20 protein-coding genes are annotated in these 17,619 nt (G+C 30.8%); 9 read left to right on the top strand and 11 right to left on the bottom strand.

Annotated elements, in window-relative coordinates; all coding sequences use genetic code 11:
- Positions 1–95 precede the first annotated feature (95 nt).
- From VCM48_RS11490 to VCM48_RS11505, 4 genes are read left to right on the top strand one after another with little or no spacing between them, the layout of a single operon-like run.
- Positions 96–554, top strand: a complete 459-nt coding sequence (locus tag VCM48_RS11490) for a DUF1801 domain-containing protein (RefSeq protein WP_482270604.1) — start codon at positions 96–98, stop codon at positions 552–554.
- Position 555: 1 nt separating this feature from the next.
- Complete coding sequence (locus VCM48_RS11495; RefSeq protein WP_274640863.1) at positions 556–948, top strand: VOC family protein; 393 nt, start codon at positions 556–558, stop codon at positions 946–948.
- A gap of 35 nt (positions 949–983) precedes the next feature.
- A complete protein-coding gene (locus VCM48_RS11500) occupies positions 984–1,265 on the top strand; it encodes a TM2 domain-containing protein (protein WP_440120587.1) in 282 nt (93 codons plus the stop codon).
- A gap of 25 nt (positions 1,266–1,290) precedes the next feature.
- Positions 1,291–1,653, top strand: coding sequence for a hypothetical protein (locus VCM48_RS11505; RefSeq protein ID WP_482270605.1), 363 nt, complete (start codon positions 1,291–1,293; stop codon positions 1,651–1,653).
- A gap of 32 nt (positions 1,654–1,685) precedes the next feature.
- On the opposite strand, the gene VCM48_RS11510 is transcribed toward VCM48_RS11505, so the two are convergent.
- From VCM48_RS11510 to VCM48_RS11525, 4 genes are all read right to left on the bottom strand, one after another.
- Entirely contained in the window at positions 1,686–2,558 is an 873-nt protein-coding gene (locus VCM48_RS11510; protein ID WP_440120589.1) for a cupin-like domain-containing protein, read from the bottom strand.
- A 94-nt stretch (positions 2,559–2,652) separates the two neighbouring features.
- Positions 2,653–5,181: a TonB-dependent receptor gene (locus VCM48_RS11515; RefSeq protein WP_482270606.1), complete on the bottom strand. Its 2,529-nt coding sequence runs from the start codon at positions 5,179–5,181 to the stop codon at positions 2,653–2,655.
- Entirely contained in the window at positions 5,171–6,082 is a 912-nt protein-coding gene (locus VCM48_RS11520) for a FecR family protein (protein ID WP_482270607.1), read from the bottom strand. Before VCM48_RS11520 ends, VCM48_RS11515 begins: the two co-directional genes overlap by 11 nt.
- 49 nt (positions 6,083–6,131) lie before the next feature.
- Positions 6,132–6,641 (bottom strand): RNA polymerase sigma factor, encoded by a 510-nt coding sequence (locus VCM48_RS11525; protein ID WP_482270608.1) that lies wholly within the window; start codon positions 6,639–6,641, stop codon positions 6,132–6,134.
- 128 nt (positions 6,642–6,769) lie between these two features.
- On the opposite strand from VCM48_RS11525, the gene VCM48_RS11530 reads away from it, so the two are divergent.
- From VCM48_RS11530 to VCM48_RS11545, 4 genes are all read left to right on the top strand, one after another.
- Entirely contained in the window at positions 6,770–7,822 is a 1,053-nt protein-coding gene (locus tag VCM48_RS11530; RefSeq protein ID WP_482270609.1) for a hypothetical protein, read from the top strand.
- A gap of 109 nt (positions 7,823–7,931) precedes the next feature.
- Entirely contained in the window at positions 7,932–8,705 is a 774-nt protein-coding gene (locus VCM48_RS11535; protein ID WP_482270610.1) for a membrane metalloprotease, read from the top strand.
- A 24-nt stretch (positions 8,706–8,729) separates the two neighbouring features.
- Positions 8,730–9,317 carry a porin family protein gene (locus VCM48_RS11540; protein WP_482270611.1) on the top strand — a complete coding sequence of 196 codons (588 nt, stop codon included), beginning with the start codon at positions 8,730–8,732 and terminating at the stop codon, positions 9,315–9,317.
- Between the two features lie 102 nt (positions 9,318–9,419).
- Entirely contained in the window at positions 9,420–10,001 is a 582-nt protein-coding gene (locus tag VCM48_RS11545; RefSeq protein WP_482270612.1) for a methyltransferase domain-containing protein, read from the top strand.
- 34 nt (positions 10,002–10,035) lie between these two features.
- On the opposite strand, the gene bioB is transcribed toward VCM48_RS11545, so the two are convergent.
- Both bioB and VCM48_RS11555 read right to left on the bottom strand, forming a co-directional pair.
- Positions 10,036–11,133, bottom strand: coding sequence for a biotin synthase BioB (gene bioB / locus VCM48_RS11550; RefSeq protein ID WP_440120596.1), 1,098 nt, complete (start codon positions 11,131–11,133; stop codon positions 10,036–10,038).
- A gap of 106 nt (positions 11,134–11,239) precedes the next feature.
- Complete coding sequence (locus VCM48_RS11555) at positions 11,240–12,403, bottom strand: beta-ketoacyl synthase N-terminal-like domain-containing protein (protein ID WP_482270613.1); 1,164 nt, start codon at positions 12,401–12,403, stop codon at positions 11,240–11,242.
- Positions 12,404–12,491: 88 nt separating this feature from the next.
- Here VCM48_RS11555 and VCM48_RS11560 point away from each other — a divergent pair, with 88 nt between their 5' ends.
- Entirely contained in the window at positions 12,492–12,929 is a 438-nt protein-coding gene (locus VCM48_RS11560) for a cytochrome c oxidase assembly factor Coa1 family protein (protein WP_274640877.1), read from the top strand.
- Here the strand turns inward: VCM48_RS11560 and bioA are convergent.
- From bioA to VCM48_RS11585, 5 genes are read right to left on the bottom strand one after another with little or no spacing between them, the layout of a single operon-like run.
- Positions 12,915–14,180, bottom strand: coding sequence for an adenosylmethionine--8-amino-7-oxononanoate transaminase (gene bioA / locus VCM48_RS11565; protein ID WP_482270614.1), 1,266 nt, complete (start codon positions 14,178–14,180; stop codon positions 12,915–12,917). The two genes, VCM48_RS11560 and bioA, sit on opposite strands and share 15 nt — an antisense overlap.
- Positions 14,158–15,306 (bottom strand): hypothetical protein, encoded by a 1,149-nt coding sequence (locus VCM48_RS11570; RefSeq protein WP_482270615.1) that lies wholly within the window; start codon positions 15,304–15,306, stop codon positions 14,158–14,160. The genes bioA and VCM48_RS11570 overlap by 23 nt, the downstream gene beginning before the upstream one ends.
- On the bottom strand, positions 15,307–15,918 hold the full coding sequence (gene bioD / locus VCM48_RS11575) for a dethiobiotin synthase (protein ID WP_482270616.1): 612 nt from the start codon (positions 15,916–15,918) through the stop codon (positions 15,307–15,309).
- A complete protein-coding gene (locus VCM48_RS11580; RefSeq protein WP_274640881.1) occupies positions 15,915–16,295 on the bottom strand; it encodes a putative signal transducing protein in 381 nt (126 codons plus the stop codon). Before VCM48_RS11580 ends, bioD begins: the two co-directional genes overlap by 4 nt.
- A gap of 8 nt (positions 16,296–16,303) precedes the next feature.
- Positions 16,304–17,428 carry an aminotransferase class I/II-fold pyridoxal phosphate-dependent enzyme gene (locus VCM48_RS11585; protein WP_482270617.1) on the bottom strand — a complete coding sequence of 375 codons (1,125 nt, stop codon included), beginning with the start codon at positions 17,426–17,428 and terminating at the stop codon, positions 16,304–16,306.
- Between the last annotated feature and the right edge of the window lie 191 nt (positions 17,429–17,619).

Below are 17,619 nucleotides of genomic sequence, written 5' to 3' on the forward strand. Positions count from 1 at the left end.
AACTTAATGTTTTTATAAGTTATAATAGCTAAAGGTTTTTAATACTCGATTATCGAGAAAAATTTTGCTAACTTGATGCTTCAAATTCATGTTACATGAAATATGAAGCATCATCAATAAAAGAATACATTTCTCAAGTTCCTGAAGAACGCCAAGAAATTTTACAAAAGCTTAGTAATCTTATTAAGGAAAACTTGCCAGAAGGATTTGAAGAAGGAATCAATTATAATATGATTGGGTATTATGTTCCACATTCAAAATATCCTGAAGGCTATCATTGCGATCCTAAATTACCACTTCCTTTTATAAATTTAGCCTCACAAAAAAACTCAATCAACTTATATCATAGCGGGATTTATGCTAAAAAAGAGTTACACGATTGGTTTGTATCTGAATATCCTAAATATTCAAAAAGAAAACTAGATATGGGGAAGAGCTGTATTCGTTTTAAAAAGTTAGATGATATTCCGTATGAATTAATTACTGAATTATGTACAAAAATGACTGTAGATGAATGGATTTCTATTTATGAATCAGTCGTAAAAAAGAAATAAAATGAAGAAAAAAGGTAAAGTACTAGGAATAGGAGGTGTTTTTTTTAAAACAGAAGATCCAAAAGCAACAAAAGAATGGTATAAAAATAACCTAGGTTTTAATACAGATGATTGGGGTTGTACCTTTTGGTGGAAAGATAATGAAGGAAAAAAAGCGTCTACCCAATGGAGTCCGTTTGCAGAAGATACTAACTATTTTGAACCGTCTAAAAAAGACTTTATGTTTAACTATCGAGTAGAAAATTTAGAAGAATTGTTGGAAGAGTTAAAAGAAAGTGGTGTTACGGTTATGGACAAAGTAGAAGAGTACGATTATGGAAAGTTTGGATGGATTGTAGATTTAGATGGAAATAAAATTGAGTTATGGGAGCCAAAAGACGAAGCTTTTTTATAAATTTAGCACCGTCTAATAAATAAAAAGATAAAAAAATGAATGTAATTGATGAAAATGGGAATACTGTTCCTAATCAAGAAAGTAAAAGGGTTATTGCTGGTGTTTTAGGAATCTTATTGGGATCACTAGGTATTCATAAATTTGTACTAGGATATACAAAGGAAGGAGTTATAATGCTTTTATTAACAGTGTTGACTTGTGGTTTTGGAGGTTTTATAACAAGTATTATTGGCTTAATAGAAGGAATCATCTATTTAACAAAATCTGACGAAGAGTTTATTGAAACTTATCAAGTAAATCAAAAAGGTTGGTTCTAAACATTCTTTTTTTAATACTTACACTATGTCTAACGATAAAAATTCAAAGGATAACTTAGATAAAGCTAAAGAAGTTATGGATAACATAACAGAGAAAGCTAGTGAGTTGGCTGGAGAAACAAGTGAACACTTGGTAGATATAGTTGAAGATGTAAAAGAAAAAGTTGAAGAAATTATTTCCGACGAATCAATTCAAAAAAGTAAGGAAAAGGCGAACGAATTAACTAACGAAGCTAAAGAAGTATTAGAAAAGATAACTGAAAAAGCTTCAGAAGTTGCAGGAGAAGCTGGTGAACATATAGCCGATTTTGCAGAAGATGCTAACGAAGAATTTCAAGAGACTAAAACCAAAACTAAAAGTTTTTTTCAAAGACTCTTTGGAAAATAAAGATAAAAGAAAAGCGCCAGTCGGCGCTTTTTTTATGATGCTATATTATTAGCTTTATTTGTTCTAACAACAGCTTGTTCGTTTTTCCAGTCAATCCATTTTTGACCTTTAATACGGCGCATAACATTATCTATCGTACGCATAATAAAAACATTGTAAACGGCCTTTCCTAAATTTTTAGGATTACGAGCAATAGCACGTAAACTCATTGAAAAACCAGGAGTAACATAACGCATATAGTGCCAATAACCTTCAGGCATATACAAAACATTACCATGCTCAAGTTCAGCAACATGACCTTTTGCATTTTTTAGTGCAGGCCACTTTTCAAAATCTGGGTTGTTAAAATCAATATCTTCACGAGTAATTAACGAATGCGGAATTTTATACAAGAATTTATTCTGTTTTTGGTCAAACAAAATACATTTCTTTTTTCCTTCAAAATGAAAGTGGAAAATATTGGCTAAATCAATGTCATAATGCATAAATGTATATGAATCACGTCCACCAAAAAATAACATTGGTAATCCTTTCATTAAGCGCAAACCAAAGTCAGGAAAAGTAAAGTCTTTCTGTAATTGAGGAACTTCCTTTAAAATATTCCACAAGAAAATTCTGAACTTAGTAGGCTCACGTTTTAGTAAATCTACATATTCACTCATTTTCATGGTTGCATGAGGCTCATTAAACCCATCTTTATAATCCACAGGTCTGTCATCATATAAAGGAACAGTTTTATCACCTGCTATTTCCTTCATATATTCTAAAGACCATTTAGAATATGCTGGCCAATCCTCAATAAAACGCTCAATAACTACAGGCTTTTGAGGTTTGAAGTAATTTTTAATAAAGTCTTCTTTAGTAATGGTTTCTACTCTGTCTATTTGTTGCAACTGTAATCCCATACATTCAATTTTTTCGAGAAGCAAAGTTAAGAAAATGTTATGATGTTTTTTTGAGTTAACAGTGTTAAAAAATTAACTCAAACCTGAGTGGGTTTTAAAAGTTAATTCTGAAGCTAATATTTGGTGTAAAAGGTAATGAATAGGTATTTATCTCTTTAGCATTATCAGTATTATTTTCATCAACAACATAGTAGGTGTTTATAATGTTTCTTCTGTTGGTAATATTGGTAAAGCCAATTCTTACAGTTGATTTTAGGCCTTTTGAAATATTAAAATTATAACTTCCAGAAGCATTAACCCTAAAGAAGTTTGAGTGTCTTTCTTTATTTGGAGTATCGTAATTTACTATAATTCTATTTCCATCTTGTATGGTTTCATTATCTACAACAGGTTTTGTATATGGTGTGCCAGATCGTAAAACAGCACCTAAAGATAGTTTGATGTTATTTGTAATATCATAGTTTATAGCACTACTAAAAGAGTGTGTAATATCTAAACTACTAGGAAAAGTATCAGGAGTAAAGGTTTTAAAAGTATAGTTGTTTTCAGCAAAGGTGTAACTCAGCCAGCTGCTAAACTTTTTAGTTTTTTTATTAATTAAAAATTCAACGCCTTTTATTTTGTAGTCTCCTATAGAGTTTAGTGTTTGCACATTGTTATAAAAACCTTGATTGGCAACAGTTATACCATTAACAAATTTATAAAACCCTGTAACATCAATTTGTAGGTTGTTTTTAGAGTACTCAGTTCCAAAAGATAATTGTTTACTTTTAATTATAGGAGTTTTATCATTGTCAGCCAGTACCCATCTTCTTTTTTCAATACCTAAAAAATTATCTTGAAAATCTATTTTTTGCGTAGTTGTTTGGTTTTTGAATTCTCCTTCCAACTTAAAAAAAATACTATTACTAAGCTGTTGTCTCAGATTAATTCTTGGTTCAATGATGAGTTTATTGAAATCGTGAAAATAATTGGCACGAAAACCAACTCTAGCATAAGTGTTATTTTTATTATACGTTATTTCAGAAAAAAATGCAGATTTAAGTAAAACTTCTTTTACAGATTTAGAAAAGTCAGGAGCATTAACAGTTGTTTTATTAGCAATACCTATTTCATTAAAAATAGCACCATTAGTAAGTTGAAAAGTGTCTGAAAAACAATGATTTATAATAAATTTAATTTCAGTTTCTAAAACATTGTTAAACTGTGTTTGAAATTGATCAGTCTCTTTGTTAAAATCTGCCGAATTTATTTTATAATCAGAAATAAAAGTAGAGAGTTCTGTAGAAAATTCGGGTGACCAAGTGGCATTCCAGCTAATATTAGCACCAAGATTCTCTTGTTTTAAATTACTGTTTTCTTCTATTGTAGTTCCATTGTTAGTGTATTCTTCTGTGTATTCTAAATTGTTTTTTATATTTATTAAGTTAGCTCTTAATAAATGATTTTGATTAATATCGTATAAGACTTTAAAAGAATAATCATAGAAATAGAAATCAGTTGAGGCTTCATTTTCTTTGTTGGAAGCTATAGAGTTTTCTTGAAAGCTTCTACTAAAATACTTGTCATAGGTAGGGGTATCAAAAAAATCTGTATAAGACCTTCTTACCGAAGCGTGAACTCCAAGTTTTTTAGTTAAAGGAATTTGTACAAAAGCATCAGCACTTAATAAATTAAAACCAGCGCCGCCGGAAAACGTATCAGTAACTTTATTGTTTGTTTGCATATTAACAGTACTAGAAACACCGTCGCTAAACTTTGTACTAGTACCGTTTTTAGTTACAGTAGCTTTTTCTGTTAAATACGGGTTATATGCAGAGATTAGACCAAAAAAATGACTTGTGTGGTACATCTTAATTCCATCCCAAAGCATTAAATTTTGATCGTTTGTTCCACCTCGAACATTTATATTCGATACACTTTCATTAACACTTTCCACACCAGGAAGTACTTTAATCGTTTTTAAAATATCAGGTTCTATTAAACCTGGAAGAATTCCGAATTTTTTAGTTTTTAAAACAGTACTTCCATCAATGTTTTTTTGGAGACCAGTGGTTAAAAAGTTAGGAATAATTACTTCTGATAACTCTTCTGACAAACTTTCTAGGTGTATTTCTTTACATAAGTTTTGAGAGAATAAATCTTTTGCTGGTAGTATAATAGATTTGTATCCAACGTAAGAAATAGAAACATTTGCATTTACAGAAACTGAGTTGATATTGAATTTTCCGTTACTATTAGATGTAGTTCCATTATGAGTATTATTAACTAAAATAGTTGCTAAAACTAATGGTTCAAGTGTGTTACTGTCTACTATTGTTCCACAAATAGGAATTTTCTTTTCTAAGTATGATATAGTAATAAACCGATTATCTAAAATTTTAAAATTAAAGATGGTAACAGACTCTAAGTAACTTATAGTTTCAGATAATGATAAAGTATTATCAGGTTTTGTAATGTATACACTTTCTAAATCCTTATCGGAATAAGTAAAAGTTACCTGATGTTTTTTTTCAATTTCAATTAAGACGTCTTTTAATAAAGTTTTGGTAATAACATCCTGTGCTTTGATAGCAAAGGTAAATAGGAAAAGAAATAAAAAAGTAGTTTTTTTATTGACCATTCTTGTATATAGTAATGTTTTTTCCTTCTATTTTATACGATAATTGCAAAGGAATTGTAACTGCTTGCAGAGCTACATTTATGTCTTTATGAGTAAAACCACCAGTATAAAGCTGCTCTAAATTTACATCTTTAGTTTTTATAACATAACCATATTGGTTTTGTATGTCATTTAGCACAAATTGTAAAGGAGTACTTTTAAAATTAGACTCATCTTGTAACCAAGATTTATTATTAATGTTAAAGGTGTTTACAGTGTCAATTTTACCATTTGTAACTTTAAATATTTTTCCTTTAGCTAATTTAATAAGTGAGTTGTTATAGTTTACACTAACTAAACCTTCGTAGGTTTTTACTTCAAAATAATTATTTCTTTCTTTAACGTTAAATTGAGTTCCTAAAACTGTAACTTTTCCAACAGAAGTATTTACGGTAAAAGACTCTCCTTTTTTAACTTTAAAAAATGCTTCTCCTTTAAGTTGTAAATTTCTACTACTTTTCCAATCCTTTTTGTTGAAAGATATGGTAGAGTTAGCGTTTAAAACAACTTCAGAATCATCTGGTAAATTAAAGGTTTTTGTTTCCGCATATTGCGTACTAAAGTTCACTGCGTTATTAAAGAATAAAAAATAAGAAGAAACCAATAAAACAATAATAGCTGCTGCATACTTATAAAAATTCTTATAACTTAATGGAATAACCTTGCTTTTTTTAGAAGTAGCTTTTTTTAGTTCAAACTCTTTAAGAGCTTTATCAATATCTACTTTAGGAGTTTTTATGTGAGAAGAATAATGTGCTATTTTTTCAAGATTTTTAAAACTTTTATCTTGTTTTAATAGAGACAGCTCTTCATCAGAGATTTCTCCGTTTAACCATTTTAATATGTATTGTTCATCTTTCATTTTATGCTTAACTAACTTTTAGACAATAAAGAAGTAAATTTCCCTACCCTTACAATAATTCTATTTTTGACCTTAATTTTTTTAAAGCTGAAGACATCCTTTTTTCAACGGCTTTTTGTGAGATATTTAGTAACTCAGCAATTTCTCTATATTTTTTACCATCTATTCTATTCATTAAAAAAACCTCTCGTTCAGCCTCTGTTAAATTTTCAATAGCATTTTTTAGTTTGTTTTTAAATTCTTCTTCTTCTAGTAAGTATTCCGGACTTTGATTATTTATATCTAAATAAGGAGCGTTTTTAGCATAGTTTAAAACAACTTTTTCATGCTTTAATTTATTTAAAAAAAGGTTGTTTACACTGGTAAATAAGTATGATTTTGCTTTTTCATATGATATTTCTGAACATTTTTCCCACATTTTTAAAAAAGCTTCTTGTATTAAATCTAGGGCAGTATCTTTATCATTGGATTTATAAGATGAGAAGTTGGTAACGAATTGAATATTAGTTTTATAAAACTCGTTAAAGTCTTCCTCGTTACACAGTGATTTTTTAGTCATATGAATGCTTTTATAGAGTTAAAATAGAAAAAAAATCGAAAACAAAGGTAGGGTAAAACGATTTATAGTTTTCTAAAGGACAGAAAGAGCTCAAAAAATAAATGTTTAAAAAATTAAAACTAATTAAGATGAAAACGATAAAAATATTAACCATAATAGCATTAACTACTTTGACAATTCTTACTTCATGTCAATCTGAAGAAAACGAACAAATAGGTACAAATCCAAATGCAAATACCCCAACATCTGAAACCGCAAAGAAGTATAAAAGAACAGGTATGAACGATGGATCAGAAGATGATTTTTTAGATGGAAATTCATGTGCTGAGTTATTGTTTCCTATAACAGCAACCATAAACGGAAAAGAGGTAACTATAATAAATGAATTAGATTATAATTTGGTTCTTGAAATAATGGACGAATTTAATGATGATGATGATACAGTAGTTTTTAATTTTCCAATTACAGTAAAGTTAAATAACTATACAGAAGTAACTATTACTTCACAAACAGAATTGGAAGAATTAAATAGAAAATGTGATGAAGCATCAGATGAAATGGAAGATGCTATCTCTTGTGCAGAAATAGAATTTCCAATATCAATGTTAACCTACGATATTAATTTAGAACAAACAGGTACTGTTGTAATTGAATCAGAAAAACAATTGTACAATTTTGTAGATGATTTAGGCTCAAATGAGTTATTCTCTGTGAAGTACCCAATAATTGTAACTCTAAGCAACGGTAGTTCTATGGAAATAAATAGCGATTCTGAATTTGAAGATGCTGTTGAAGAGTGTACTACTTATGAAGAGGAAGAGGAAGCAGCAGAAGAAGCAGCTGACGAATTAGAAACCATTATCAGTAAAGCTAAATTTAAGGTAGAAAGCTTTATAGAAGCTGGAGTAGAAAAGGCAGAAGAATACGCTGCATATACTATAGAGTTTACAAATGAAGGGAAATTAATAGCAAGAAATATTGTAAACACAACTTTAGAAAACATTGAAGGGGAGTATGATGTAGAATCAGATACAAGAGTTCTTTTAGAGGTTCAGTTTGGAACCGGAACAGCTATAAGTGCTTTAAATAATGAGTGGGTAGTAACTACTTATACAAGTACTTTACTAACACTACAAAGTAAAACAGACAGTTCAGTAACGTTAACATTTAAAAAGATATAAAGACCTCTTAAATTCGTTGATTTTGAAACTTTATGGCTGCTCTAGTAGTGGCCTAAGGTTTTAAAAACCATTGATATTAAAATTACGTAAGTAAGATAAAGGAATAATAATGAGAAAAGAGTTTTTTATAGTTTTACTATTAAGTGTTCTATTTTGGGCATGTTCTACAGAAAGTGAATCAATAATTAATAATGGTGTTGAGGTTGTAAAAGAGAACAGGAAATCCACGGGAGCTTCAGCAAATGATTTGTTATCAGATAATACTTATAAAAAAACGATCGTAGAGCTAGCTTATGTGGAAGGCTTTGAACCTACTGAAGAAGCAAAGAACAATTTTAAGAGTTTTATTGAAGAAAGAACTTTTAAATCAAATGGAGTAGAGTTACATGTAAAATCAATACCTGTAACAGGAAAAGAGGTGTATACAATTAATGACATTGTAGCTATAGAAAACCAGTACAGAACTTATTATAATACACAAAATACTATAGCAGTTTGGGTATTGTTTGTAAATGGTAAATCTTCAAAAGATTCTGATTCTTCTTTTATTTTAGGTACTGCATATTATAATACGTCATTTGTAATTTTTGAAGAAACTATAAGAGAACTAAGTAATGGTACATTTGAACCAGAAAGAAGCTTATTAGAATCTAGTGTAATTCATCATGAATTTGGTCATATTCTAGGACTTACAAATTTAGGAACTCCTTTACAAACAGATCATGAAGATGCAGACCATCCAAAACACTGTAATGAAGAAAGCTGTTTAATGTATTGGGCAGCAGAAACTAGTCAAGGTATTGGAAATTTATTCTCATCAAATCAAATCCCAAAACTAGATAGTCAATGTATAGCAGATTTACAAGCTAATGGAGGAAGATAGATTGTAAAATTAAATCGATTAAAGATGAAAAAAATTCAGTTAGTAATATTATTTATAGCAATGATTAGTGCATCAGTAGTTGCACAAGATAGTAGTAAAAAGTCCAAGGCAGGTATTAAAGGAGGGTATAACTTGTCTGCAGTGAGTTTTAATGGAGATTCTGAAACGGAACAGCTACACGGATTCCATATAGGTTTTTATGGAGAGTCATTCATAAGGAGTAATGTTTCACTACAATTAGAATTACTGTATTCACAACAAGGGTATAAAATTATAGATGGAAGTGGTACTTATAAGCAAGAGTTAGACTATATTAATTTTCCATTAATGATGAAACTATATCCTTCCGAAAACTTTTTTTTAGAAGCAGGACCTCAAATAGGACTTTCAATAGCACACAAAGAAACTTTTGATAGTGGCTTTATTCTGTATGATACTTCAAAAGAGTTTGATCCTAGGAATTTTGATTGGGGATTGAATTTTGGTGGAGGTTTTAAAACAAATAGTGGAGTAAGTTTAGGAGTAAGATACCATTTAGGATTAAATGATATTTATGATGAAGATAAACCCAAAAATAGAGTCTGGCAGTTTTACATAGGGTTTGACTTCTAATAAAAAGCGATGTTTTAAACATCGCTTTTTTTCTACAATCAAGCTCTTTTATCATAAAACATGATATTATTTCTAAATTTGTGAAAATGAAAGTAAGAAGAAATGATAGAGCTATCAGAAGTATTTTGGAACAATAAGTACCTACATAATAAAACAGGATGGGATTTAGGAGAAATATCAAATCCGTTAAAAGAATATTTTAATCAATTAGAAGATAAAAATCATCGAATTTTAATACCTGGGGGAGGTAATTCATACGAAGCGGAATATTTATTCAACAAAGGATTTAAGAATGTTTTTGTAGTTGATATTGCTGAAGAACCTTTAAAAAGAATACAAAATAGAGTTCCTAACTTCCCAAAGGAAAATTTAATTCACGCTGATTTTTTTGATTTAAAAGGAACTTTTGATGTGATAATTGAGCAAACTTTTTTCTGCGCTATAAATCCTAAACTACGGTCAAAGTATGCACAAAAAGTACATGAATTACTAAATGATGGAGGAAAGTTAATAGGTTTGCTGTTTGATGCAGTACTAAATGAAGACCATCCACCTTTTGGAGGGAGTAAAAGAGAATATGAAGAATATTTTACACCGTATTTTAAAGGAAGTATGGAGATTTGTCACAATTCTTATGGAAGCCGACAAGGAATGGAACTATTTATTAAAATGATAAAAAAATAACCGTCAAATTAATTTGACGGTTATTTTTATCTAATTAGGCTCTTACTTCTTTAGCCTCTTGCTTTTTTTGTTCGTTACGCTCAATCTTATGATCTGGTCTCGTCCATTTTGGTTTTTCACCTAAAGCTTCATATTGAGAATCTTTAGCTTCAACAGACTCTCTTTGTTCATGTTTAAAGAAAGGCTTCTGTGTATTTAAACCTAAATCTTCAAACATTTTCATATCCTCGTTGATGTCAGGATTTGGAGTAGTTAATAACTTATCACCTGCAAAAATTGAGTTAGCTCCAGCAAAGAAACACATTGCTTGACCTTCTCTACTCATTTGCGTTCTACCTGCAGATAAACGTACTTGTGAGTCTGGCAATACAATACGAGCAGTAGCTACCATACGAACCATTTCAAAAATGTTAACAGGAGGTTGCTCCTCTAACGGAGTACCCTCTACAGCCACTAATGCGTTAATAGGCACAGACTCAGGGTGTGGAGAAAAACGAGTTAAAGTTTCAAGCATTCCAGCTCTATCTTCTAACGATTCTCCCATACCAATAATACCTCCAGAACAAACAGTTACATTTGTTTTACGCACGTTTTCAATAGTGTCTACTCTATCTTTAAAAGCACGTGTAGAAATTACATCATCGTAATAATCTTCAGAAGTATCAATATTGTGGTTGTAAGCATATAAACCAGCTTCAGCTAAACGATTTGCTTGGTTTTCAGTTACCATTCCTAACGTACAACAAACTTCCATGTCTAGCTTGTTAATAGTACGCACCATTTCTAACACTTGGTCAAATTCTGGTCCGTCTTTTACATTTCTCCAAGCTGCACCCATACAAACTCTTGATGATCCACCTTCTTTAGCACGTAAAGCTTGTGCCTTAACTTGGTTTACAGTCATCAAATCATTTCCTTCAACATTGGTGTGATAACGTGCTGCTTGCGGACAGTATCCACAGTCTTCAGAACACCCACCAGTTTTTATAGAAATTAATGTACTTACTTGTACTGTATTTGGGTCGTGGTATTTTCTATGCATAGTTGAAGCCTCGTACAAAAGCTCCATTAAAGGCTTATTGTATACTTCTAGAATTTCCTCTTTCGTCCAATCGTGTCTAATATCAGTCATAAATTCGAGTTGTTTGTGGTGGTAAAAATAAAAAATTCCGCTTCGAAAGCGGAATTTTATGAGTCTTATTTTTCTTTGGAAGAAGAATTGTCTTCTTCAATTAGTTTTATGTGTTTTTTGATGTTATTAAAACGGAAACAGCATTTCCTCCAAAACCAACAGCATTTACTAGTATTTTATTGAGTTTTTTTGGAGTTTGTTGAGGTTCAGCAAAAGGAACTTCAATTACTTGTTGATGTTGTATCATTAACATTGCTAACTCTAAACTTAACAAGCCAGAAGCACCAAAAGTGTGACCGAGTTTCCATTTATTAGTAGTTAAAAAAGGAGTTTTGTTACAGAATACTTTTTGAATCGCATTAATTTCTGACTGATCTCCTTTAATGGTTCCTGGGGCATGCATTACGATAGCATCCACTTCATCAGGAGAGGTTGTTCCTAAAGCCATTTTCATTGATTTTTGAAAACATTCTGCATCTGTTGTTACAGAAGTATTATGTTTCAAAACTTCAGTAGCATATCCTACACCTTCAATAAAAGCTAGAGCATTTTTTTTAGTTCCTTTCTCTAAACAAAATACCGAAGCACCTTCTCCCAACACCATGGTGTTTTTAGTTTTGTTAAGGTCGAAAGCTTTACAAGGGTATTCATTAATTTCTTTAGAGTACACTTTTAATGCCTGCATTTGGGCAATAGTAAAATCAGTTAGTGAAGCTTCGCTAGCACCAATCATAAATTTTTCTGACATTCCTGATTGTAACCAAGCGACTCCATTTAACAAAGAATGTAATCCTGTTGAACAAGTTATAGAATGTGAAATTTCAGGACCGTTACTTTGTAAATCATGTGCTATCCAAGAAGAAATATTCCCTAAAGTAGTGGTTGGAGAACTTAAGGTAGATGATTTGCCTGTAGCTAAAAACTCCTTATAATATTTCTCAAACAAAGAAGTTGCTCCTCTAGAAGAACCTATATTAATTCCGAAGTTGTCAGAAGCTTTCCAATCGGTTTTTTCCATTGCTTTTCTAGCAACAAAAAGGGTGTACAAAACAGACGGATCTAAATTTTTGTATTTATTGTCAGAGTTTCTAACATCTTCAATAGCATGTTTATCTTCATCAGATAATTGTGCTACCCATGCTTTGGAATCTTCAAAGTCTTTAAAACTTAAAAAATGTTGATTATTTAGATAGTGCTCCCAAATTTTCTCAGGAGTACTTCCTAAGGCAGAAACAGAAGCAAATGATGTTATTGAGATGAGTTCTTTCAACACGATAAAATTTCAGCAAAAATAAAGGTAAAATCAAGTATTCTAAAGAAAATAAAAATATTTATCTTGGTATAAAATTATTAAGGTTATGAGTGAACAAAGACAAAAAAGTTGGTTTGGAAGAAATTGGTTGTGGTTTATACCATTAACAGGATGTTTAGGCTTTATTTTATTAATTGTTTTAGGTGTAGGGGCGGCATTTTTTGGAGTGTCAAAAATAATGACAAATTCAACCCCTGTTGAATATGCTATTGAACAAGCATCTAAAAACAAACTGGTTATAGAGAATTTAGGAGAACCGATTGAACAATACGGAATTCCCTCTGGAAATATTTCTCTTACTAACGACGATGGAAATGTAGATTTTTCTATTTCTATAAGAGGTGATAAAGGAGAAGGTACTTTAATTGTTAGAGGTATTAAAGTAGATGGTGAATGGATTTATGAAGATTTATACGTTCACATTAAAGAAACTCAAGAAGAAATTAACTTATTAGAAAAGGAAAAAGTTCTAGAGACTATCTAGAACCTTTTCTATGGTTGTATATATTTTGTTAAGTTGTTCCTTTGTGATAACATAGGGAGGTTGAATGTAAACGGTGTTTCCTAATGGTCGTAAAAAAACTCCTTCATTCATAAAAGATTTTAAAAGCTGGTCACGCAACGTTCCATAACGACCAGAATTGGTGTTTAAATCAATAGCTAAAATAACTCCTTTACCTCTTGTTGAATTTACTTTTTGATGACTTTCTATCTTTTTGGCAAAAGTTTTATTAGACTTTTCAATAAACTGAATATTGTCCTGGATTTCTTGAGTTTTCAATAGCTCAATACTCGCTAGTGCAGCACTACAAGCTATTGGATTTGCAGAATAAGTATGGCAATGAAAAAAACCTTTAGAAATATCATTATCCAAAAAAGCAGTGTAAATTTCTTCAGTACAAGAAGTGATAGACATTGGAACTAAACCAGCTGTTAAGGCTTTACTTAAACATATAATATCTGGTTTGGTAGTAATTTCATCAGAAGCAAAATTGTTGCCTGTTTTTCCAAAACCAGTCATTACTTCATCAGCGATGGTAAGAATATTATTGCTTTTGCAAACTTCCAAGATGTTGTTTAGGTCTTTGGCCTTATGAATTTTCATCCCAGCTGCTCCTTGAACTAAAGGCTCGTAAATAAATCCAGCGACTTTATTTTCTGAAATGATTTCTTGTAATTTTTGTGCAATAGCCTCATTGTTTTCTCCATTCGGAACAGGAATTCGTTGAATATCCATCAAAAAATCTTCAAAAGGTCCATTATACACAGATAAACCAGAAACAGACATGGCTCCAAATGTATCGCCATGAAACCCGTCTTCAAAAGCAATAAAAGTGTTGCGTTTTTCTCCCTTATTAAAATAGTATTGCAAAGCCATTTTAATTCCCGCCTCTACAGCAGTAGACCCATTATCATTAAAAAAGATTCTATTTTGATTCTCAGGAAGAATTTTGATCAATTCTTCTGATAATTTTACCGCAGGTTCATGAGTAAAATCACTAAACATAATCTGATCTAAGGTTTGCATTTGTTGGTAAACACGACTGGTGATGAAATTGTTACAGTGACCAAACATGCAGGTGTACCAAGAGGAAATTGCGTCGATATATTCATTGCCGTGCTCATCAGTTAATATGCACCCTTTTGCTTTTACAATTCCTAAACTATCAGGGTGTGTTTGGTGTTGTTTTAGTGGATGCCACAAATGTTTTTTATCGCGTTCTTGTAAGTTCATACGTTTTGTTCTTTTGAAAAAGAGTTGTCAAATGTACAATAGAAATAGATAAAACTACTCCGAAATAGGCAATAAACAATAGCCACATAATTGGGGTTGAAAACAACTCAGAGAAAAATGCTGGAAAAACTAAAAAAAGTTCTGAAGTGAGTATAAAAAAGGCGTAAAGAATCCAGACGGTTTTATGAATGCTCTGACCTAATTCTATCCAAATAAAAGGTAGGTACATTCCTAAAAAAAGGAGATGTAACCAAGCTATGAGCATATATCTGTTGGTTATTACCAAATTTGAAAAATAAGGAATGCTACCGAAACAGTTTAAAATACCAACAAGTAATAAAATGCCAAAAAACAATCGGTATTGTAGTTTTTGCTGTAAATATGAACTTTTAAGCTTGAAAACTGTTATGATTAAAATTCCTGCACCAATGCTTTCTGTAATTTGAATAGCTAAATGATTAAAGTTGTATTTTAATGAATGAGTATACAATAATACTAAGGAAGTAGTAATTAAAGTAATTTGATTTCTTGAAATCTTAATTGTTGTTTTTTGAAAAAGTACTGCAAGCATCCAAAGAAAGAGTGAACCAAAATACTGGAAGTGTAAATAAAAAAAGATAGCTTGTTGATACCAAGGAGAAGTTTGCATTTTCATAGCCATTAGCGGACCTAAAGCATAAGGGCCAATTGATGAAATAAAATGAAAAACAATTCCTGTTTTAATTAATGTTAAATCTGATTCTTTACCCTGCAAACGTTTCCATAATCGTAGTAGCAACCAATAGCTAATCCATAAGTGTAGGGTAGAAAAAATAATGGTAACCAAAGCATAGCCTTGAATGATAAACCCAATTAACAAGATAGCTACACAAATTTGTAATGCAAGATAGAGTCGGTAAGAAATTTTATCAATTCCGTTAGTAAATCGTGTAAAAAGTAATACAATTAAAGCATTGAAAACAAATCCCAATAACATAATATGAGAATGGGAGTGTAATACAAACTTAAATGGGAAATTAGCAATGCCTCCTGTAAAAGCATACCGCAAGATCAACCCTATGATAGCTCCTAAAAAACCAAAGATAAGAGGGAAAGACCAAAGATGTTTTGCAGTAGCAGGTTTCATTTATAGCTTATCTTTAAATAGTTCAGCGTATTCTTTAATCACATTTTTATCAAAATAAGGTTCTTCTTCAATACGCCCAATTACAGGAATCTTAGTCATTTTCTTGATAATATCTTCGGTGGTTTTGTGTTCGTTTCCAGAAAAAACCAAAGCAACATCAAAGCCTTTTTCTTTCAGTAAGTTAACTGTTAGTAAGGTATGATTAATGCTTCCTAAATAATGACGAGAAACAACGATTACTTTATAATCTGGTTTTATAACATCTAACAAGGTGTTTTTATCATTCAAAGGAACCAATAGTCCACCCGCACCTTCAATAACTAAATGATTTTTTGTTGAAGGTTCTTTTATGTTGTCGACATCAATGGTAATTCCATCAATTTCTGCAGCTGCATGTGGACTCATAGGTGTTTGTAAAGCATATGAGTTTGGATGAAAAACAGTTTTTGAATTTGAAATGAGTTTTTCAACTTTATGAGTGTCAGAAAATTCTAAATCTCCCGACTGAATAGGTTTCCAATAATCAGCTTCTAGAGCTTCAGTTATGATGGCAGAAGCCACGGTTTTTCCTACTTCAGTTGAAATTCCTGTAATAAAATATTTTTTTTTCATTTGAAAATTGTTTTACAATCGTTGCAGATTAATTTTTTGCTTTCAAAAAAAGGAAAGAGCATAAAAAAGATATTTTTACGTTGTAAATCGGCAACTAATATTTTTGTTGAATTACATTTAGGACAATGAATGTTATTTCCATTTTCATCCTTTGTGTATTCTCTTATTTCATTATAAACAGTAGCAGCTTTTTCTAAATCATTGTTGTGTACCAGTAATTTTACTCCACCAATAGCTTGACTAATCAACGGGTCAGAATCTATTGTTTTTTCATCCATTAACATAGTTCTAATATCTTCCGAATCTAATTTAGCCTTTGCTACTTGTGCTTCGGATGAGTATTCGAAAACTGCCAAAATGGTGTAATTATCTTGCATCTTATTTTTTAAACAAAAGTAGCAAGCTTCTCTAAAACATCGGTAATTTCTTCTTTAGAATTATATGCGTGTAAACAAAAACGTAAACGTTCTTGATTTAAAGGAACGGTAGGCGATAAAATAGGTTTTACATCAAATGCGTTTTGTTGTAATTGTAGAGCGATGTTCTTTACGCGCTCATTTCCAGAAATAATACAACAATGAATGGCAGAAGAACTTTCAATAAAACTTAATTGTAGTCTGTTTGATTCTGAAATGAAATGCTGAATGTTTTGTTGCAGTTGTTCTTTGGAATTGCTGATAGATAATTCGTCGTAAGCAATTTTTATAGTAGCTAAAGCATGAGGTGATAACCCTGTGGTGTAAATAAAGCTACGGGCAAAATTTACAAGATATTGTTGTAATTGTTCACTTCCTAAAATAGCTGCTCCATGACACCCTAAACTTTTTCCGAAGGTAATAATTGTTGCGAAAACAGCATTTTCTAATTGCAGTTTTTGAATTAATCCAAAACCAAAAACACCTAAGGCATGCGCTTCATCTATAACTAAATGTACATTAGTATGTTTATTGGTTATCTGTGATATGGTTACTAAATCAGGAGAATCTCCGTCCATAGAAAAAACAGATTCAGTAATCACATAAACTTCTAAGTCATTCTGATGAATTCGTTTTAGTAGCTCTTCAAGATGAGTTAAATCGTTATGCTTAAACTTAAATGATTTCGCATTAGATAGTTGTATGCCGTCTCGTATTGAAGCATGAATAAATTCATCATATAAAATAATGTCACCACGTTGAGGTACAGAAGCAAAAAAGCCAATATTAGCATCATAACCAGAGTTAAAAACTAAAGCTGTTTCAGAATTATGAAGCTTTGCTAGTTGTTTTTCAACTTCAGTATAGAGTTTATGATTTCCTGAAAGTAGGCGAGAACCCGTTGCGCCATTAACTTTACTGTTGTTATCAACTAGAAATTGATGTGTTTTATTAAAAATAACTTCAGATTTAGCAAACCCTAAATAATCATTTGAAGAAAAATCGATAAGCGAGTTTTCTTTACCGAGCTTTCTTAGAGAGTTTTGTGCTACTCGTTGTGAAATTTTTTGCTGTAGTTTCTTAGGAAATTGCATAGTGTAAAAATAAAGAAGCCTTTTTTAATATTGTATTTATTTAGCTAGAAAAGTTTTGTGCTTAGAATGTTTATTTTTAATAGTCTCACTATTTTATTTGCTTATTTTTAAATAAAAATTAAATGTTAAAGTTCTTTTTTAGTTAAAAGTCTCACTTGAATAAAGTTAAATTTATCAACATTACTAGTTTA

The organism is Tenacibaculum sp. DPLXC6 (genome assembly GCF_056815515.1).